This window comes from Scytonema hofmannii PCC 7110 (genome assembly GCF_000346485.2).
Classification (GTDB): Bacteria; Cyanobacteriota; Cyanobacteriia; order Cyanobacteriales; family Nostocaceae; genus Scytonema; species Scytonema hofmannii.
Genome location: NZ_KQ976354.1, coordinates 2148524 through 2169295 on the forward strand (window position 1 = coordinate 2148524; position 20772 = coordinate 2169295).

The following is a 20772-nucleotide window of genomic DNA, read 5'->3' on the forward strand; positions in this document are numbered from 1 at the left end:
CACTCCCTTATAAATATCGCGACAGAGGGTAGTACTATAAAGTTCATTTGCGATCGATACTAAAATTGCTCACTTTGCAAAAACTTGCTATGGATCGATTGGAGGAACTATTACGCCGATTAGTTGAGGAAGCCTGCGGACACCCCCCCGGAAGCCAGCAACGTCAGAAACTGCTGACACAAGTTATTCGCTTGACTTCTGGTAAACTCTGGAGAGAAAACACTCCCTTCTACCAAGACGCACTGCAACAAACCTGGTTGTACTTTTGTCGAAATCTTTGTGAAAGTACAACTGGTCAAGCTTATGACTCCGATTTAGGTAGTATCGTCACTTGGCTAAACGTTTACTTAAGACGTAGATTGCAAGACTTTTACCGCAACCAGCAGCGACAACAAGCTAGAACAGTTTCTGTAAATTTCAGCCAATCCCGCTCCGGTGAAGACACTGGAATTCTCGACCCTGTAGATAATCTATCTGCTGAACCTGATGTTCCTCCGATTTTAGAAGAAATCAGGTCATGGGTCGAGACAGATTCTGATGGAGAATTGAGTCGCACTCACATTCAAGGTCGCCCTGATGTGACTTGTCAAGTGTTAATTTTGAAACGCTTACCACCAGAAGTTGGTTGGAAAGAACTCTCAATAGAATTTGGCTTGTCAGTTTCTACATTAAGTAGTTTTTATCAAAGGCAATGTCTTCCTCGTATGCGAAAATTTGCAGAAAAAGAGGGTTATTTGTGAGCCACTGCATTAGCAATGATGCCAATTAAATTGAGATTATTTAAAATTCCCGTAGCTTCAACCAGTTCAGTAGAAGTCACCTGACCGAGGCGTCCTACCATCACAACCCCTTTGCAGTAGGAAGCCATAAGTCTGGTATTGACTGTTCCAAGAATAGAAGGAGCATCTACTAGTACCATGTCATAGTTTTGTTCAAAAAACTCAAGCAGCTCTTTCATCCGTGTAGAACTTAATAATTTAACCGAGTCTTCTGGTATCGGTCCAACAGTCAAAACATCAATGGAGGGATGCACGGGTTGAACATATTGTTTGGCAGAAGTGTTTGTTTCTTCAACTAATAATAAGGATAATCCCCAATCATTAGAGAGATCCAACATTTTGTGCAGTGTAGGTTCGCGCAAATTAGCGTCAATGAGTAATACCCGTCGATGCATACGAGCGGCACTAACTGCGAGACCCAATGCTAAAGTTGATTTACCTTCTCTTGGTATTGCTGAAGTTAACATTAAAGACTTGCAGGGAGAAGAAAACCCCAACTGAATATTTTGGTACGCCATATCAAGCGTTTCATGGGATTGAGAAACAAGAAGGGAATGTTCGTCAAACATCGACTTTGTTGACGAACCAGTTAGTATTCTCTGCATAATAGAGGGCAGACTAAACTGTCTCTTATCCATACTCAATGATGGTAGCTTTGGAACTGTTCCCAGTAAACGAAGATTGGTCAGCTTTTGCAAATCTTGCGGAGAAGAGATGGCATCACTTAAAGTTTCAGATAGTACAGCAGTTCCAACACCTAATATTGGTCCGAGTAGCGCCCCTATAAGTACAATAAGAAACCTATTACTGCCTAAGTAAGCTCCGTGTTGGGGTTCTTCTAACACTTGCAATTCATACCCTCCTTGAGCAACCATCAATCCTAAAGATTGTTGTGTCGTCATAAGTTGCTCGAGTGTTTTGCGATGAGTTTCTACGAACGGTAACAGACGATTGTATTCTGCTATGAGACCGGGATATTTGTTAAGTTCTCGCCGAATTTGTGCTTCTGATTCAGTTAAGCTCTTTTCATTAGCACGCAGACCCAGTGCAGTTGTCTGCACTTCTACAAGCTCTTCCACCAGTTTTGAATTAATCCCTGCCATTTGCCCTTTCATTGCCAAAGGTGACTCTATAGCAGGGGATTCCAAAGCAAACAGCTGCTTTTGTTTGAGGAGTGTATCTGATAGTGCTTCAGTTTTCTCTCCTAGTGTTTGCTCAATCTCTTCCTGTAAAAGAGCAACTTGGTTTTCGCGCTGCTGAATTAATTTTTGTACTGCAGGAGAGTTTTCTGTATAGCGCAATCGTTCTTGAGTCAAAGCCAATTCTGTCTTTTGAATTTCATTGACGAGTGTTTGATAGCTCGGCGATTGACTCAAGCGAAAAGAGATGAGCGCGTTTTGGGAAGAAGAATCTAGTTCTTTTTTAAGATTATTGTATCGCGCCTGTGCATCTTGAAGTTGAGCGCGAGTGAATCTTAGCTGTTTGCTCACATCAGCAAGAGATTCTAAAAGAATTTTGCCTTGGATTTCAGGATCGAGTAAGTTATGTTTTCTCCGAAACTTTTCTAATTGTTCCTCAGCTTGAACCATCTCATTTCTGACTTTGGGTAACCGCTCGTTTAAAAAAGAAATCCCTCTAGAAAGACGCTCTTTTTGCTGTTCTATTTTGTAATTTTGATAGACTTTCTGTATGGCAAGCAGAACTTTTTGTGCTTTAACTGGATCGTTATCTTTATAAGAAAGCTCAAAAATTTGAGTGAGAAGTTTATTATCTTCTGTATTTTCTTCTACTTTTGTGACAGTTAAACGTCCCTGTTTACCTGTTTTTCCTCGGATATTTTCTACTGTGATATCTGGATAATCAGATCGCAGTAAGTCCACAACCTTTTGAATCAGTTTGGAACTCAGCATGAGATCTAACTGAGGATTGCGATCGATAACTTCAAAGGTAGGAGCGACAACTTTGTTTTCTACTCCTTCTGGAAGTGAATTCGAGCGCCCTACCTCATAAGAGCGAGAACTAACCATTATCTGCATAGAGCTTTGATACGTTGGTTTTGCCATAAAAGCTAAAAAGCTTGTCAAAGACATGACTGTGCAGTAAATACTTAGAATTTGCCAACGCCGACGAACCAGAATTTTAGAGAGTTTTTTGACCTCAACCGTACTTTTTCGGGGTACCACAACTATCTTCCCACGTTCCAAACCAATATCAGTCACTATCAAGTTCCTCTAATATCAAATAATTTTTACAATCTAGAGCGTCCGTACAGTATTCAAAAAGGAGGCAAAAAACCCGGTTTCTCCCTGTCGGAAAGCTTTATATCTTGTATGCTCAACGATGAAGAAACCGGGTTTTTGTGATTTCTGTATCGGCGCTCTAGTGAGAAAAATACTTGCCATTTTTTTCCTGAAATGTAATTCTTTACTGAAGAAATGAGGCGTAAATGAGTTGACTCCTCAATAAAGAATCATTGTTGATATAGCTTACAACACTTGCAATACTCAACCTCTAACATTTTTCTTTTTCATTTCAACCTAAGTTAAAACATCAAAATCGTCAACCCTTTCTCTTCATCTTTATCATATTGTTAATAATCTTTCTGGCATTGCTTTGCCGTTGCTGAGTAATCTATTTATACACTTAACAATAAGATTAGGGAAAGTCATAAATTTTGCTGTATTGAAAAGAACCTTGTTGATTTTTAGTAAATACTTAGGGAGCATCCCAATTTTGGAAAAAAATATTCGGCGATGTTCAGAATCGCTGCTATACAAACAAAGTCCGCGTAGGCGGACTCATTAGCCTTAAGAAACAGAGAACATCTTTTTTTAAGTAATAAAAACTAGATACACGTGTAGTTTAGTACTTTAAATAAAATGACAATCAAAAAAATACTCAATTTATTATTTTTTGAAATTAAAGTTTTTGTAAAAAGCTTCAAAGAATTGCGGATAATCAGTTCCTTTCCGGATGTTTGGAAAGTATTAGGCAAATATAATTCGCTATTACACAAACGCTCGTCCCCTGCGGCTTGGACTAATGGAAAATAAAGATTTTGAAACCCACGTAGGTGGGTTTTGCTTGTATAGCCGCGATTACGAACATCGCTAGAGCGTCAGTACAGTATTTAAAAAGGAGGCAAAAAACCCGGTTTCTCTCTCCTGCAAAGCTTGATATCTCATAGGCTCAACGATGAAGTTACCGGGTTTTTGTAATTTCTGTACCGATGCTCTAGAGCGTCTTTTTTATATCATATACAGTTAATCCAAAAATAAAGATTTTGTAAAATATATAAATAGTTTTTAAAAACTTCCGGAAAAGCAAATTAACTAACTATAAAAATTTAATTTTTATGGTTTGCAAGAATAAGATTTGTGTACAATATGTCGATATCTAAATAAAAAATTACCGGAAAGCTTGCGCTAAACATCTATTTGAAGCGCGGCGTTTAATTATTGGGATGCACTGACCTCAAAAGAGCTTCTGCCGTTAATTCTTGTGAATGCGATCGCTGAAATCGATGCTGAAACAATCCAATGAAATGCCTATCTCTTTGCAGCATGAAACATCCCGGCTTAAAATACTGCACCAGTATGGAATTCTTGATACTCCTGATGAAGCAGACTTTGATGAGTTGACCAAATTGGCGGCACAAATTTGTCAGACTCCAGTGGCGCTAATTACTTTTGTAGATGACAAGCGCCAGTGGTTTAAGTCAAAAGTTGGTGCGTCTGTTACGGAAGCACCCATGGATTCTGGTTTCTGTCCGTTTGTCGTTCAAAATAGTGATGAGTTAATTATCCCAGATACGTTAACGGATAAAAAGTTTGCTAAAAATCCAGTTGTTGTTTTGCCACCGCACGTTCGGTTTTACGCGGGGATACCGTTGATTGCAAAAGAAGGCTACACGCTAGGAACCATTTGTGTGCTTGACTTTGTCCCCCGCAAACTCACTCAGCTGCAAATACAGACGCTACAAACTTTAAGTCGTCAAATTATTAGGTTACTAGAACGCAAGCGCAATGAGTCGGTTCTTTTAGCACTGACACAAAGAGAACAAAAGAAAGCTCTACAGCTAGAGCAAGCGATGAAAGAACTGACTCGCACTCAAATTCAATTGATACAAAACGAAAAAATGAGCGCTTTGGGTCAGTTGGTGGCTGGGGTTGCTCATGAAATCAATAACCCGCTTAACTTTATCTACGCCAATCTCGTCCACGCTAATCAGTACGCGCAGGATTTACTGAACTTAGTTGAAGTTTATCAGAATTATTATCCCCATCCAGTGAAGGAAATTGAAACAACTTTGAAGGCGATTGATTTTGATTTCCTTCAAGAAGATCTACCTAAACTGATGTCATCTATGACGATTGGAGCCGATCGCATCCGACAAATTGTCTTACTATTAAGGAACTTCTCCCATTTAGAGCAAGCCGAGATGGCAGATGCAGATATTCACGAGGGGTTGGATAACACGTTATTACTTTTGAAGCACCGATTGAAAGGTTCAGGGCGAAACCCTGGAATCAAAGTTATTAAAGAATACGGTGATTTACCTGTTGTGCAATGCTACGCCGGACAGTTAAATCAAGTGTTTATGAATATTTTGACTAATGCAATTGATGCTTTAAAAGACGTAAAAGGGCATGGGGCTATGGACATAGAAATAACTCCCAATGCCCAATGCCCAACAATTCACATTCGTACTGAAGCGATCGCCAACGAAGCGATCATTCGCATTGCTGACAATGGACCGGGTATTTCACTAGAGGTACAGTCTAAGCTCTTCGATCCGTTCTTTACAACAAAACCTGTAGGTTCCGGTACGGGTTTGGGGCTGTCGATTAGCTACCAGATTATTGAAAAGCATGGTGGACAATTGATTTGTACGTCAGCACCCGGACAAGGTGCTGAGTTTGTGATTAAAATACCCAAGAATTATGAATTATGAATTATATTTTCAGCGTTCAGGATTTTCTCTCGCCGTCTGGGTACTTCATAAGTCATAAAGTCATAAGCCATGTCTGTTTTGGCAAAAATAGCACGGGCTTCCTCAAGTAAATCCTTCAACTCTATGGAATTTCCAGGAGCATAACGAGGACTGAAATGTGTCATAATGAGCCGATGTGCCTTAGCCCCTAAGGCTGTCTGCGCTGCCATTGTTGTTGTGGAGTGCAAGCGCTGAAAAGCTAACTCTGAGTCTTGATGGGCAAAAGTAGCTTCATGAATTAACACGTCAGCGTCCCGTGCTAACTCCACTGCATTCTCACAGTAAATTGTATCTGTACAGTAGGCAATTTTGCGTCCAATTTCTGTCGGTCCGCACAATTCTTTGCCATCTATAACTCGTCCATCTGCAAGAGTGACTGTTTCACCACGTTTGAGTTGTCCGTAAATGCGTCCCGGTGGAATTTGCAACTCTTTAGCTTTTTCAACATCAAAACGTCCGGAACGGTCTTTTTCTACGACTCGGTAACCAAAGGTGGTGATGCGATGATGTAAGGGGTTGCAAGTCACAGTGAATTCCTCATCTTCGTAGACAACTCCGGGACGGACAGCATGAACTTTGATGGGGAAGGAAAAATGGGTGTGGGAGTGTCGCGAGGCTAGTTGTAGGTAGTCATTTAATCCGGGCGGACCGTAGATGTCAACACGTTCCACACTACCAGCTAAACCACAACTTGCAAGCAAACCCATTAAACCAAAAATATGGTCGCCGTGCATATGGGTGATAAAAATTCGGGACAGTTGGCTGACTTTTAGGTCACTCCGCAAAATTTGATGTTGGGTTCCTTCGCCACAATCGAATAACCACAACTGAGCTCGTTGTGGTAGTCTCAAAGCAACACTGGAAACATTACGCGATCGCGTGGGTATACCGGAACTCGTCCCTAGAAATGTTATCTGCACAGCCTTATTTTGCCTTCCTCTTGCTGAATTTCGCACCAATATCTATCTATATATTGACACTCGTGACAGTCAACTGACGGCAATTCTCTGGGAAGTTTGTTAAAACGAGGGTAGAAGGCAGAGGAGACAAGGAACTAAGGTATAAGTCAATACAATGGTAGCTTGGTCAGAAAATCTTGTACCTGATGAGTCTGTATTAGTTCCTGGTGGTTTTTGATTGCCAGGTGGTCGGTATTCGGCTTGTACCACCTGAGTTAACACAAGTACAATTGTCAAAATACAAGTTGTTAACGACCCAGTATTTAACATTTTGTGAAAAAAACATTTACTGTCAGTCATATTCACATCCTCCTCGGTATTCTACTGAGGAAAAGTAACTTTTTAAAAACTTTGTTTGTTATATATACTCGATTTTAATACCGATATTAGCTCACTTACTTAGATTTTTCACGCTTTTTTTTATCTATATTTACTACCAGCTGCAAAACCTTGTTACAGGCCAAGATAACTCGCAGAGAGTGCCTTTTGGAAACCGGGGAGAACGCGTATATTTCCCTTTCAATTGTTTAGCCAAGTTTCTAAACTGCTGTGTTCCCCGACCCTCTTTAGATGAGTTAATTCCCAAGCCATTATCTACAATGCTTAAAGTACACCAACCCTCGTAGCTAGTGCAAATGACCTCAAGACGGGTGACACCTCTAGCGTGTTTGCCAACATTGCACAAAGCTTCTTCTAAGAAGCGACAAAGCCCTAGTTTTTGCTCTACACTTAAGCCGCGATCGCTTATAGGGTCAAAAGTCCGAATTTTCACTCTGAGTGTTTTAAAGCAGGGAAAATCTCGCTCTAAAGTAGAGTTATAAACTTGATACAAAACTTCGTGAATAGGAGCTTTTAAATTAAGTAATAGCCCTTTTCTTAAATAAAGACAACTATCTTGAGTTAGAGGTTCTTGTTGTAAAAATTCATAAATTCCTCTTAGCTCGTAATTTAACTTTTCGAGTTCTGTTTCTAGTTGCGGAACTAATTCGTTTGGCGGTAAATCCCTGTCTCTGATACACTTTAAAGTTTTTGCTAAAGTTTGTAATGGTCCATTATGAATTGTTTCAAATGTCCGTTCTATCAAATCTCGATGAGCATTCATTCTAGAACGTAGAGCTTGGTCATACTGGTATAAAGCTGTCATACCAACACCATTCAAAGCCAAGACAAGTATTGCTGGTATTGTCGGAACCCATAGACCCCACACTATGAGGAGTATATAACTAGCAAAAACAAGATTAAGACTTGCTAAGACAACAGCTAAAAGATTGATGAAAGGCGATTTTGTCAATCTAGCAAAAGTAATTCCTAACACACCCCAACACAGAATCCACAAATATTCCCACCCTTCAGACCATGTTTGTAAAAGCACTCTTCTGTCAAGCACTGAACTGATAATTTGAGAAGTCGTATGCGCCAGAACTTCCACTCCATAAACTCGTCCTGGTGCAGGTTTAGTAGATGGAATAGTGGAAGTTGTTATCCAATCTTTCACGCTAGAAGCAACAACACCAATAATGACAACGCGATCGCGTATCCATTCGGGCTTAAAATTTCCTGTTTTAATATCGTGAAGAGATAAAGTTCTAAATCGTTCTTCACCACTCCGAAAATTTAATAAGACTTGCACTCCACCATCATCAGCTTGAACGTAGCTTCCGGAGTGAGATAAAAACCTAGGGAGTTCAGTCTGACCAAATCTCACTGTATTTTCATCATGAATACCGTTTTCTAAATTGAAGCCTACGTGCTTTAAATAAGCTGTTGCCAAATTCAAAGACAACGAGAACTTGTAGTCTTTAGTCGTAGGTGTCGCTAGCAAACTACGTCTCAACTTACCATCAGTATCAATAATTTGATCTGCAAAACCAACTTGTTCTTTAGGTAATCCTGGTGGTGGAGGGACTTGTTCTGGTAAAACTTTTTCTATAGCAATGACATTTTTAAGATCTTGAAATGCTGCAACTAGTTCGCGATGACCCGGTTCAACAGGGAGATTTCTAAAGATATCAAGACCAATTGAGCGAGGACTAAGAGAATGCAACTTTCTTAATAAAATGGCAATTTCTCGATCTGGTATGGGATAAGTGCCTATACGACTGATATCTTCTTCGTTGATGCCTATAATAATAATGCGTTCATCAATAGGTTCTTGAGGGCGCAGACGAAGAAAAGTATCAAAAACTAACAATTCTAAAGATTGCATATAACCCGTGAGACGGGTAGCCATTACCAGCCCAATTACTATAATGCCTGGTAATGCACCTACACGCCAAATGGTAATTTCTTCTTTGATTCTTTTCCAAAATTCTGGCGGCATAAAACCACTTCACTAATCGATTAACCCTTCGTCTCTAGCTCTCATTTCCGTTTGAATCCGAATATTTTTTCCCTCTTCAGGATAAACATTTAAAGCATCTTGTAGCTTATTCCAGTAATGTCGCACCATACGTTCGGATACACACATTTGTTCGGCGATCGCTTTATCTTGTAATCCTTGCTCAAAAGCCAAAGTTAGCACCTTCAGCCACTCAGGTTTAATCTCCAATCCAGCATGAATTCCTTTAAGATCTTTTGTATGAGTTAGTCCCTGTAAAGCCCAATCAACTCTAATCAACATTTCTTTGCTAGAAAGACTTTTATCTGCCACAGTAAACCCCCCTTTATGAGTATCAATGTTAGGTCTGATTCTCACTAGTGTTCTAGCATGAGCGCTTTGGACAACAAGATTTAAATTGGGAAATTCTTTCATTAAAGTTTTTAGCAGTTGAACACCTGTCTCAGGGCGTGGTAACATCCCAGGGCTATCTGGAATAGATAAATCCATAACGACAACATCTGGATTTAATCTTGTCACTTGATCGAGAGCATTTTTAGAAGTTAGAGCAGTACTAAATTTAGCCTCTGGATATTGTTTTTGTAATATATCTATAGTTCCGCTTAAAACTGATTCGTGGTCATCAATAACCAAAATATTCAACAAAGCCTTATCTGATATAACTTGTTTCATATTTTACCTCCGTTAAAACTCCGTGGAGAACGGGGTATAGGGTTAATAACTTATGTAAAACCTAACAGCCTACAAGCAAGATACGTAAGTACCCTACTATTCGTATCGATCGCACACAATCAGGAGACTAGTATATAATTCTTAATTTTATTGCCGTTGGTGGAACAACTTACCAATAGAAATGCCAAGTTATATTTAAATTTTTATAAAAATAAAAACATTTTCCTGATGTTAAAAATCTAAAACTTTCACTAAGAAATTCAAATTCTAAGTGACTATAATACAAGGTTAAGATAGATACATCAGGATATGTTATTTGAAATATTAATTTTGATTTACTTTTTTGTTTTTCTAAATTGATATAAATTGAGATGGGAGTTAACACATCTGGCACAGTAATTTTTAATACCTCTTCCAAAGACCAAGAAACTATCAAGCTGTGTTCGATAGTTTCAGATTGCCAAGTTGTTGGTAAACTGACATTAAAGGATATATGTGGGTGAGATATAGCCCAAGATTCTAGTACACCTTGAATTGCTGAAGGTAAGCTACCTTGAAAGTATGTTGGGAATAAACGTTCGCTCAATTGAGCAAGAGATTGATGTAAATTCTCAACTTTTGTTAAACATTCTTGAGTTCTATACGCTGATAGCTCCCAATCATCTCCTGATAACAGTTCTAAACTGCGGCGGATTGTAAAAGATTCCTGTAACAAGGTATCTCGAATTGTTTCAGCTTCCAAGAAAAGTTTCATAGATTGCCTGTAAGACCACCAATGTAATGCTTCTTGGGTCTTCTGGTAAGATGCAATAAACTTAATGAGGGTAACACAGTAGATGATTGAAAATATTATGAGCGTACACAATTTCCGCCTCACTACTTAGAACAAATGTTTTATAAATCTGTGATTAATCTTGCTTTTCTCAACATAAATTCTAGTGCAGTCTCTTCTTTAGAAATAATGTCAGCTTTTGCATCCATTCCCGCTTGTATCAAGCAATGACGATTGTTATTTCCAAAGGAGAGACTTTTTGGTTTGATTGTAGCTTCAAAATAACTGGCTACAGGAGTTGTAGAGCCGGGTGAGAGAGTAGATGAGTTGTTATTTTGAGGGACTATAGCGTCTGGTGAAACAGCCGTGACAACCCCTTTGAGAGTACCGTAATCGGGATAGGGACAAGCATCAACTCGCAGTTGCACATTTTGACCAACTGCGACATTTTTAATGTCAGGAGCAGGAACTATTGCTTTTATGACTAGAGGCGTATTATGGGGTACAATTTCAGCAACAGATTCTGATGGACGTACAAATTGACCGGGATTTCGCAGATTCAACTTAAGGATAATACCGTCACTAGTAGCGCGAATTAGGGTACTCTGAAGTTGAAGATGGTTTTTTTCAAGTTCTTTCTTGGCTTGTTTTATTTGGTTTTTCATTTCAATTTTTTTTTGAATTAAGGCATTCTTTTCACGAAGAAAAGCCGCAATAGTCGATTTACCTCTAGCTGTTTCTTGGGCAATTTTTTGTTTAGCTATGGCTAGCATTACTTTAGTAGGATTAATAGCTGCTTGAGCAGGCTGTAAGTTAGCTGTAGCAATATCAATCGCTCTTTGTTCGGAATCAACAACTGCTTTTGCTTGTTCAACAGCTAATTCTCTCTGCTCAAATTCACGCCGACTAACTGCGCCAATTTCTGCAAGCTGCTCATAGCGATCGCGATCTAATCGAGCAAAACTTAAATCCGCTTTAGCTTTTTGTAAATTTGCTTCTGATTTTTGCAAGTTTGCTTGTGCTGCTTGTAATTCACTTTGAGTTTTAATTTGCTGTTCGTTATATTCCCGTTGATGGCGTGTTAACTCAGATTTAGCAGAAGCGATCGTCCATTCTATGACTTTCTTCTCAGCATCAATTTGATTATCTAAAGCGTTCACTTGAGCATCAATTTGAGTCAATTGTAAGTTTCCCTCTTGTAGATTGCCTTGCAATTGAGTATTTTTGATGTGTAATTCCAGGTCATCAAGTCGAGCAATGACATCACCCTGTTTAACAACTTGATTTTCTTTAACAAAAATACCTTTAATAGTACCTTCTATGAACGGTTGCACTAAACGGATATCACCTGTAGGACGCACGGTAGCTCCAGTCTTCACAGTGACGTTGTATTTAGTATAAGATGAGAGAGCAACTACCGCACCCACAGTTCCCATAAGAGATATTCCAGCTAAAGATGTCCAACGACTGACAGGAGGTAGAAACTCGTCGCAGTAAGTAGAGGGAAGAAATTTTTGAGTGTGGGTATAGAGCATAATTTGCACCTAATTATTACTAGCTAATTGGGTTTTTAGTAAAATTATTTATGAGCTATTAGTCGTTAGCTAAGGAATTAAAAAGTCTAAATGCTCGCCTTGCGTAGAGCGTAATTCCTCTAAAGAACCCTGAATTTTCAACTGTCCACGCTCTAACAAAACAATCCAATCCGCTCTGTTAATCACTTTAGGTCGATGGGTAATCAAAATTGTGGTTTTTCCACGACGGTGTTGTAGCAATCTATTCAAGACCTTTGATTCACTGACCGGATCGAGTCCAGAAGTAGATTCATCCAAAATAAGGACTGCTGGCTCGGTAACTATCGCTCTTGCTAAGGCAAGTCTTTGGCGTTGACCACCAGAAATATTGGCTCCAAATTCTCCTAAAACAGTTTGATACTTATCAGGAAGTTTGCTAATAAAATCATCGGCATCAGAGATTTGACAAGCTTTCACTATTTTCTCAAAAGTCGCATAGGGTGCTCCCATACGAAAGTTTTCAACAATAGAACGGCTCCAAAAGTGAGCGTCTTGTGGTACAAGAACTACCTGTTGGCGCAGACAATCAAGAGCAAGGTCATTGAGGTTATAAATTCCAATACGAATATTCCCAGATTGGATCGGATATAACCCCGCAATTAATTTTGCTAAAGTGCTTTTACCACATCCAGATTGACCTATGAGGGCAGTTACCTTACCTCCAGGAATAGTTAAGGAAAAGTCTTCTAATAGCTCAATTCGACCAGCATAGTGAAAATTAACATTTGTACAAACAATGTCAGCATCGCTAAGAATTTTGGCAAAAGGCTTTTTGCCATCGCCTTCATTTTCTGGTGTAGCATCGATAACTTCTGTTAAGCGTTGGGTTGCAGTCTTGGCACGAGTAAATTCGTCTACAAAGGTGATAACAGTACCAATCAATCCTAGAAAATTGTGGTTCATTGCGTTAAAGGCAAGTAGTTGCCCTATACTCAGGTTTTCAATAGGATTAATTACAAAATTGCCACCAAACCAAAGCAAAACAACGCTACCAGTTGCAGAAACAAAGCTAGAAAAGGTACTGTTGATAATGCCGATTTGAATTGTACGTAATGTCAGGTTAGAAAGACGACCAAATCGACTTTGAAATTCATCCCAAAACTGAGGTGCGGCTGTCGTCGTTTTTAAGGTGAGCGAGCCTTTAAAAGTTTCTACTAAAACGCCTTGGTTTTCTGCTTCTGTGATTAAAACATCACGGGTTTTTTGCTGTAAATTTGGTTGGAAGATAACTGTAGATAGTGTCATTACAACAGCAATGAAGAAAGCTACAACAGTTAGTTTCCAACTATAAAAAACCATGAAGCCTAAAGAAACCAAGGCAATAAAAAATTGGCTGGGTAAACTAACGACGACTTGAGCAACTAGCTGATTAATTTGGTCAATATCTCGCAAGCGGCTGACAATTTCTCCACTGCGGCGGGCTTCGTAGTAAGAAAGGGGTAAATGCAAAATTTGACGTCCAAATTCCATGACTAGTCCTAATTGCAGGCGTTGGGCAAAATGAGCAATTAGGTTAGATTGTACCCAGGTAAGACTGCTGCCAATAACGTTCATGACAACTACTGCGATCGCCACCGTAGTCAGTAACTTTGTATCACCCCTAACCAAGACATCATCAGTTAAGATTTGCAGTAGAAATGGCGATGCTAAAGACAATATCCCCAAAATCAGATTTAAGGGTAGAGCTTGCGCCAGAATAGTCCGATATATCCAAATACGTTTTAAGAAACGCCAAAAACCTGAAACATTATCATTTTGTTTGTCAAAAAAACGTATTGGATCTGGCTCTAGTAAGAGCATTAACCAATCTGCCCAACCTTCTGCTAAATCCTGTGTGGAAAGATAACGGATACCTACAGCGGGATCGGCAACAACACATTTTTTACCTTTCTTGCCGTGTAAAATAACCCAGTGATTTCCCTTCCAATGAATAATAGCTGGTAAAGGTGCCTCATGCAGTCGATTTAAAAGTTCTGGCGAAGTTTTGACTGGGCGAGCATCAAAACCCAGTGTTTCCGCTCCCCGTTTAAGCCCTAGTAAAGTTGTTCCGAGTTGTCCGGTTCCCACTGCTTCACGAACGTGATTCAGGGTAAAAGTACGTCCATAATGTTTGGCGATCGCAGCAAGACAAGCCGCACCGCAATCTTCTTCACTATGCTGTAAAACGTGAGTGTATTTCATAACATACCCAGTATGCTTGTCTTGATGTCCTTGTGAATGACCAAAAGTTGCATCTATGCAAAAAAATTTCCTTTGAGATAAGCCCAGGGTTACCAATTTACCTCAACTCTAAGACCCATGAAATCGGAAAAGGGTAATCCGTTATCATAGAAGTCAGACCCATAGAAGTAATGACCACTATTAAAATTGAACTCATCTTTTCTATCTTCCACAGTAAAAGAGTTATTCTTGAAGTCTACGGTTATAACTTTTAATCCACCACTTGCAGTAGCGGATTCTTCAGTTGTAATCTCTGCAAAAAGATGTCTTTTCTTTATTGTCTTCATAATTCCTCCTTAAGTTCATTTTCTGAAATGCTAACTCCTTAAGTAACTTTATTAATCTAAATCCTGGGACATGAGAGAATACCCTGTATTTAACAATTGGAACAACCGAATCTATTTGTCATAATTTCAAATTTTTTCAGGCAAATTCATAGAAACAGCTTGCTAGCTATGCAACTCCACAACTGATGTTCAAGCAACAAACTATAACTTGGCAGGGTGCTGTGCTGCAAGTTTATGACTCGCTTTGACAATAACACCTAGAGCATCGGTACAGTAATGCAAAAAACCCGGTTTCTTCGAGTTGAGCATACGAGATACTAAGCTTTCCAACAGAGAGAAACCGGATTTTTTGCCCCCTTTTTGATTTCTGTATCGGCGCTCTAGACAAGCAGCACCACATCACCACCATAAGAATTTTCTTTTTCTTTTGCGGGAAGAACTAGCAACACCGTTGACAGGAAGAGCCGCGTTTATTAAAATATTCCATCCATGCTGTATTTCGCCGGAAGTGATGGTAGTGCCTCCTGGAGAAGCAGGGGTTTGAGCTAATAGCATATAGATGAGATAGTTAAGAGGCCCACCACCGCTAACAGTAGAAGCTTCTTCATCAGCGATCTCTGTAAAAATGGTTTTTTTTTGAATTGCCTTCATTGTCTATAGGACTCCTATTTGATTTTTGAAATATACGTAGAGTGGGCATTGCCCATCATATGCGGTTTTTGGTGGGCAATGCCCTACCTACAGTACTTAAAATTTTTCATAAATCATTTATGATTCCTATAGAACGTAGACTATCAAGATAGGTTTAATAAACGCGCCCACATGCAGCCGGAGTTATACCTCAAAATGGATACTTGTGAGTGAATAAAGTGCAACCTCACATAGAATTGGTATCAACAGTGAGTATCAGGTTCTGACTTCTTTAGACTGAGGGCGCGTTCTTCAACTTAGCGTGTGTAAACAAGCTGACTAGACTAGTTATGGACTAATCAAACCGTTAACAGGAATACCAGCATTAACTAGGATGTTCCACCCATCTTGTATTTCTCCAACTGTGAATGCAACACCTCCTGGAGAAGCTGGGGTTTGTGCCAATAGCGAGTAGAAAAGATAACTAATAGGTCCACCGCCGCTAACGGTCACACAGTCTTCAGCTGTAACTTCAGTAAACATTTCATTTTTTTCAACTGATAGCATGGTTTTTTCTCCTCAATTAACTTTCAATTGATGAACTATAAGCTTAGAGTTGGTTGTTTTTTTAGGCTCTCAACTTTTTGCTTACATTTATACAATATCAAGCAGTAAATAAGTAATCATTTACATTTTAAGTAAACTTACTTACCAAGTTAAGAAGAAAAATTTGTAGAATTGCGAAGCTAGTTATTTCCTAAAAATACATACAATAAGAGGAAGTCTGAGAAAATGTTTGGAAAGTACTGAGCGACTATAGCGGTTCTCAGATGAATACAAGACAAATGTAGGGACGCAAGATATTGCGTCCCTACGATTGAGTGTATTTGATTCCATTGGAAATTGAGCTATATTTGCCTATTATTATCTGTTAAATTTCAATTAAACACGCTACTTTCCTGTTGAGGATATACCACTTAAAAGCCGATCGCGAATTGCTCTTAATTCTTCTTGGCTATCAACTGGGCATCGAGGCTGCGGTAGTTCAGTATTAGGCCAGCCAGTTAAATCAAAGCAAGGACACAGCAGAGGGGGCATACCCATGTTTCTGGCAGGTATTGGCATATCACAACGAGCGCAAGGAGCCACTTCCCAAGCAGGTGACAGCAACTCTGCTATTGTTTCGTGAGTACCTTCCAGATAACAGTCTCCTGAGTCTGGCGAAGTAACCCTCCGCCAACACTCTTCAAATTCATCACTGTATTGATTGCCTTTAACAACTTCTCTTGGCTGCAAGATTGCAGCGCCGTTGTCTATAACAACCTTCTTACCTAGCTGAAACCAGTAGGCCAGATACCGTTTAACGTCTTTTGTTAATGCCATACGACAATTTTACAGTTTCTATTTGGGCTTTTTAGTTGCGAATCTTGAATAAACAATTAAGAATAGTTTCTAATTAATTAAAAATAATTCATAACGATCGCTCATCTATCATTGGTCAGTGGTATGAATCTCAGGTAACACCCACTAACTGACGCACCAAAGAACCCAAGCGATCGCGCGTTACCAAAAAAAACTGCGCCAACTCCTGGGACGCAAGCAATATCTCAAACAAAGACTCGGCAATGAACCTCAAGATTGAACGAACATCGCTCCCGTTGAGCTTGATGGCATGAGTTTCAATCCAACGACTCAAAACGCTTCAATAAATCCTCGCGTGACAAGCTGGAAAACTGCAATAGCAAACTCGCATACTCCATCGCTGGTAAATTCGACATTGGCTGAACAATTGCTGCTAAGTTTGAATCCAACTCCCCAAACCGCGCTTGAAGTAATTTTTCTAAAATTTCACGCCGATCCTGCTCCTTACCAATCTCCTTGCCAATCTCCTTGCCAATCTCCTTGCCAATCTCCACTCCCCTGAGCTCGGTCTGTTGTTCCCATTCTAAGTAGGCTTGTGATAAGTTCATAATTAGTTCCCTTTGTTCGGCATCTATCTCACCACTTACTTCTATACTAACTTTCCATCTTGCCAGCAGCTTGACAATAGCAGCGCGTCTGTTGTCTTGTTTGGGTAGCGCCATGAGCTCGGCGATCGCTTGTTGCTGAATCAGCCCTTTACCTAATATTCTCAACCACAAAGTTTCTCTTTTCCGTGGTAACTTATCGATAGCAATTATCCCTGTTAACAACACTTTTGATGTAAAGTAAATCCCCGGTAGCCAAGTTTCATCCTCCCTCACTATCAATTTATCAAGCAACTCATCCGAACACGTCGTTGCAATAATCCACAATCTTGGCAGTTCATCCTCAGGAATCGTTTCTTCATTGCGCTTCGCTTGACGCTGCAACTCGGCTTCGAGGTGAACTAATTTTCCCAGACAACTGCGAATTTCTCTTTCCGTTGGTTGTTTGCGAAACGGTTCTAGTAAACACGGTGTTGCGGCTATTCGTCCTAAGATTCCTAATTCTCGTGTAGATGTTATCAACGGAGTTGATGGCGTAAACCAAATATCCACAAACCTTGGTTCTCCGGGAATTTCATAATTTATCCTCACCTCACCTAAGGGAGATAAAAATTCTTCAAAGTACTGCTTTGAAAATTGGTCAAAAGGGTTTTTTGTCATGAAATTTACGTACTGCCCATCAACTAAGTATATATCTGTACACCTCCACTCATCCAGTCAGTTGAGATTCATCAACTTCCACAGAACACATATTGCCGAGAATTCATCATACTGAGCCAATTCTTTATGAAGTAAAGTGGCTTGATAAATATCGGTTTGAATATCTTCATCAACACGACTTTGATGCAAATGAACAGATCTGACCAGCTTTTGTAACGATTACTTCATCTCCTGCTACTTATTTTCCTCATCCCACTCCATCCTATAGCGGAGAACCCAGCACACTGAGATTAAGAGCATAGCCCCCAGTCACCAAATAAACAGTATCCGAAATTCCACCTAACTGACGCACCAAAGAACCCAAGCGATCGCGAAACGTTCTCCCCGCCGCATAGGCAGGCACCACACCCCAGCCTGTTTCCTCTGCAACAAAAATCATGTCAGCAGCAACAAGCTGCACGGTATCTAACAACTCTTGAACGGTATTTTGCCAGTTCCAATCATCTTGTTCTAAAAGATTAGCAACCCAAGTTCCCAACGCATCTATCAAAAGGCAGGTATTTGGTTTAGCTTCCGCAAGTGCAGCTGACAATTCATATGGCACCTCCAACGTCACCCAATTTTGGGGACGGCGTTGTTGGTGTTGTTGAACGCGTTGCATCCACTCTTCATCATCTGAATCCAGAGTTGCCGTTGCTATGTAGACAACTGCTTTGTGTGACTGTACTGCCAAAGTTTCTGCCCATTCACTTTTACCAGAACGTGTCGGTCCTGTTACTAAGATGATTTTACTCAAAGCTATTTACCAAATTTTTTTATTTCAAGACTGGCATTTTGTAACCCAATCACTTTAAATAGAATGACTGGCACGAGCTATCCTTCATCCTTTATAGAGATACTCATATGAGAACAGGAGTAAAACGCATAGAAGCCACTTTACACGATCTGGGGACTCGCAACACTACTTCCACCGAACCAGATACTTCGAGCAAGAAAGCTCTATCGTTTCGGATTAGCATTGGCACATCAGAGGCATCTTCTAGTACTGAAATACCATCTGAAAGTGAGTTACCTACGCAACCAGACCAGGCGTTACCCCCTCACGATAATTCCGTGCAGACTTTTCCAGCGCAAGAAAGCAGTTGCAAAGTACCCAGTCTTCCAAAGTTGAAAACTCCCAACTTTTCCAGCCATCGCAATGCAGCTAATCCAGGATTGGCAATGAATATATTGCTAGAAATCCAAGAAACTGTTGCTTCTTGGCAAACAGAATTACAAGGAATTGTTAAGCAAATTCAAGATATTTATTTAGAAGGACCTATTGTCAATGGTTGGTTAGAGTCTCGCGATCGCGAATCGCAACAAGGAGGAACCGCAACACTCCGCCATGGAGAAGTCGATCGCCTTATGGATTATGTAGAAGAAATTTGCACATCAGACAGTAATGTTGCCAGTCAATCACCTCGTACTGGGTATCGTTTATGTGGTTTGGATACCTCAGGTCGAGTTTGGTCACGTCCGTGTCCGCAAGAACAAGTTGCTAGCGTAAGTGTAGCGATCGCACGTTACCAGAAACTGCGCCAACTTCTAGGACGCAAGCAATATTTGGAAACCCGTCTTGCACAACTCGCAGAAACTCTTGTGATTTTGCACGGTCACATTCAAGCACAGTAAACCAATAATTCTTGAATTTGCACAACCTTAGTAACTCTTGTGGGGCGGGCGTCCCCGCCCGCCTTCCAATGGTCGGGTACAAGAGTACAAATGTTCGCTTCTGAAAATATTTTCAAACCCCCTTTTCAAAGAAAATACAAGAAAAATAAAGGATTATTTCGTTTTCTCCGAAAAAACTCGGTTGGTGAGATGTAAATCTTTGGTATAGATTAGCTCCAGAGCAGGCTAAAACAGTAATCAGTGACGAGTTATTAGTCATGGCTCATAACCGCTCACCAATCGCTGATAACTGATAACTGATGACTCATATGCCACAAATACCAATTTCTGCCATTATTTGTACTCACAACCGAGAAAAATACTTAGGGGCTGCCATAGATAGTCTTTTGGCACAAGATTTTGCCGGAGACTTTGAAGTGGTAGTCGTGGATAATGGGTCGAGCGATCGCACCCGTGAAATTACTGAACAAAGAAACCACGATCCTCGCCTCAAGTATGTTTTTGAACCAGTTCTGGGACTTTCCGTAGCCCGCAACACAGGAGCTCAAGTGGCTAGTGGGGAAATTTTAGCGTACTTGGATGACGATGCAGAAGCTAGCTCGCGCTGGCTGCAAGTTTTGTACTCTGCGTATCAAGATAACCCCAAGTTAGCAATTGCAGGCGGCAAAGTTACCCTACTGTGGTCTGAAGGAACACAACCCCCAAGTTGGCTATCTACGGGATTAGAAGCTAACTTAGGAGCATACGATCTAGGCAATAGCGTCGTCTACATCAAAAACTCAGGATCGACTCCTAGAGGCTTGAATTACTCTATCCGCCGTAGTTTCCTTGAAGAAATAGGAGGTTTTGATACTAATCTTGGTCGAGTTGGTAAAAATTTATTATCTCATGAAGAACTGCACATGACCGAACTTGCTCTTGAGCGAGGGATGCAAGTTGCTTACCTTCCTGACGCACTTGTGGCTCATAACGTTGCGCCCGAACGCCTTCAACGCTCTTGGTTCCTGAATCGAGGCTGGTGGCAAGGTATCAGCGATTGCTACCGGGAAGAACTGATTGGCAAAGCGGGTATAGGTCAATTGCTGCGTGGCAGCGAGCGGTTCTTGCGTGGGTTGTACAAATCATTGCAACATTTTTCAGACCCTGCAGAACGCTTTGATAAACTTGTCTATGCTTATGGTCAAATTGGTTATTTAAACGCTGCTATTAAGGGTCTTCTACTTACATCCAAAAAAGATAACAAATAA

Annotated in this window: 20 protein-coding genes; 4 read left to right on the forward strand and 16 right to left on the reverse strand. The window is 40.2% G+C overall.

Going from position 1 to position 20772, the window contains the following annotated elements:
• Positions 1 to 89: 89 nt before the first annotated feature.
• Positions 90 to 740, forward strand: a complete 651-nt coding sequence (locus WA1_RS09275; protein ID WP_017745336.1) for a hypothetical protein — start codon at positions 90 to 92, stop codon at positions 738 to 740.
• Here the strand turns inward: WA1_RS09275 and WA1_RS09280 are convergent.
• A complete protein-coding gene (locus WA1_RS09280) occupies positions 731 to 2998 on the reverse strand; it encodes a GumC family protein (protein WP_017745335.1) in 2268 nt (755 codons plus the stop codon). The two genes, WA1_RS09275 and WA1_RS09280, sit on opposite strands and share 10 nt — an antisense overlap.
• A gap of 1304 nt (positions 2999 to 4302) precedes the next feature.
• On the opposite strand from WA1_RS09280, the gene WA1_RS09285 reads away from it, so the two are divergent.
• A complete protein-coding gene (locus tag WA1_RS09285; RefSeq protein WP_017745334.1) occupies positions 4303 to 5733 on the forward strand; it encodes a sensor histidine kinase in 1431 nt (476 codons plus the stop codon).
• Here the strand turns inward: WA1_RS09285 and WA1_RS09290 are convergent.
• The 15 genes from WA1_RS09290 to cobU all read right to left on the reverse strand — a co-directional run bounded on the left by WA1_RS09290 (position 5721) and on the right by cobU (position 18647).
• Positions 5721 to 6692 carry a ribonuclease Z gene (locus WA1_RS09290; RefSeq protein ID WP_017745333.1) on the reverse strand — a complete coding sequence of 324 codons (972 nt, stop codon included), beginning with the start codon at positions 6690 to 6692 and terminating at the stop codon, positions 5721 to 5723. The two genes, WA1_RS09285 and WA1_RS09290, sit on opposite strands and share 13 nt — an antisense overlap.
• 99 nt (positions 6693 to 6791) lie before the next feature.
• Positions 6792 to 7031 (reverse strand): hypothetical protein, encoded by a 240-nt coding sequence (locus WA1_RS56790; protein WP_017745332.1) that lies wholly within the window; start codon positions 7029 to 7031, stop codon positions 6792 to 6794.
• 133 nt (positions 7032 to 7164) lie between these two features.
• A complete protein-coding gene (locus WA1_RS09300; RefSeq protein ID WP_017745331.1) occupies positions 7165 to 9051 on the reverse strand; it encodes a sensor histidine kinase in 1887 nt (628 codons plus the stop codon).
• A 12-nt stretch (positions 9052 to 9063) separates the two neighbouring features.
• Positions 9064 to 9741, reverse strand: coding sequence for a response regulator transcription factor (locus WA1_RS09305; protein ID WP_017745330.1), 678 nt, complete (start codon positions 9739 to 9741; stop codon positions 9064 to 9066).
• A gap of 169 nt (positions 9742 to 9910) precedes the next feature.
• The gene (locus WA1_RS09310; protein WP_272819105.1) at positions 9911 to 10483 is read right to left on the reverse strand and encodes a hypothetical protein; all 573 of its coding nucleotides are present in this window, start codon (positions 10481 to 10483) and stop codon (positions 9911 to 9913) included.
• Positions 10484 to 10635: 152 nt separating this feature from the next.
• Entirely contained in the window at positions 10636 to 12048 is a 1413-nt protein-coding gene (locus tag WA1_RS09315; RefSeq protein ID WP_017745328.1) for an HlyD family secretion protein, read from the reverse strand.
• 69 nt (positions 12049 to 12117) lie between these two features.
• The gene (locus WA1_RS09320) at positions 12118 to 14268 is read right to left on the reverse strand and encodes a peptidase domain-containing ABC transporter (protein WP_026134867.1); all 2151 of its coding nucleotides are present in this window, start codon (positions 14266 to 14268) and stop codon (positions 12118 to 12120) included.
• A gap of 89 nt (positions 14269 to 14357) precedes the next feature.
• Positions 14358 to 14594, reverse strand: coding sequence for a hypothetical protein (locus WA1_RS09325; protein WP_017745326.1), 237 nt, complete (start codon positions 14592 to 14594; stop codon positions 14358 to 14360).
• A gap of 399 nt (positions 14595 to 14993) precedes the next feature.
• The gene (locus WA1_RS09330; RefSeq protein ID WP_017745325.1) at positions 14994 to 15245 is read right to left on the reverse strand and encodes a hypothetical protein; all 252 of its coding nucleotides are present in this window, start codon (positions 15243 to 15245) and stop codon (positions 14994 to 14996) included.
• A gap of 327 nt (positions 15246 to 15572) precedes the next feature.
• Entirely contained in the window at positions 15573 to 15791 is a 219-nt protein-coding gene (locus WA1_RS09335; RefSeq protein WP_017745324.1) for a hypothetical protein, read from the reverse strand.
• 384 nt (positions 15792 to 16175) lie between these two features.
• Positions 16176 to 16607: a hypothetical protein gene (locus tag WA1_RS09340; RefSeq protein ID WP_017745323.1), complete on the reverse strand. Its 432-nt coding sequence runs from the start codon at positions 16605 to 16607 to the stop codon at positions 16176 to 16178.
• 130 nt (positions 16608 to 16737) lie between these two features.
• Positions 16738 to 16920: a hypothetical protein gene (locus WA1_RS09345; protein ID WP_017745322.1), complete on the reverse strand. Its 183-nt coding sequence runs from the start codon at positions 16918 to 16920 to the stop codon at positions 16738 to 16740.
• Complete coding sequence (locus WA1_RS09350) at positions 16904 to 17851, reverse strand: RpnC/YadD family protein (RefSeq protein ID WP_017745321.1); 948 nt, start codon at positions 17849 to 17851, stop codon at positions 16904 to 16906. Before WA1_RS09350 ends, WA1_RS09345 begins: the two co-directional genes overlap by 17 nt.
• A 57-nt stretch (positions 17852 to 17908) precedes the next feature.
• The gene (locus tag WA1_RS59565; protein WP_272819106.1) at positions 17909 to 18040 is read right to left on the reverse strand and encodes a hypothetical protein; all 132 of its coding nucleotides are present in this window, start codon (positions 18038 to 18040) and stop codon (positions 17909 to 17911) included.
• A 73-nt stretch (positions 18041 to 18113) separates the two neighbouring features.
• A complete protein-coding gene (gene cobU / locus WA1_RS09355) occupies positions 18114 to 18647 on the reverse strand; it encodes a bifunctional adenosylcobinamide kinase/adenosylcobinamide-phosphate guanylyltransferase (RefSeq protein ID WP_017745320.1) in 534 nt (177 codons plus the stop codon).
• 107 nt (positions 18648 to 18754) lie between these two features.
• Here cobU and WA1_RS09360 point away from each other — a divergent pair, with 107 nt between their 5' ends.
• Both WA1_RS09360 and WA1_RS09365 read left to right on the forward strand, forming a co-directional pair.
• A complete protein-coding gene (locus WA1_RS09360; protein WP_017745319.1) occupies positions 18755 to 19525 on the forward strand; it encodes a hypothetical protein in 771 nt (256 codons plus the stop codon).
• Positions 19526 to 19833: 308 nt separating this feature from the next.
• Entirely contained in the window at positions 19834 to 20772 is a 939-nt protein-coding gene (locus WA1_RS09365) for a glycosyltransferase family 2 protein (protein ID WP_017745318.1), read from the forward strand.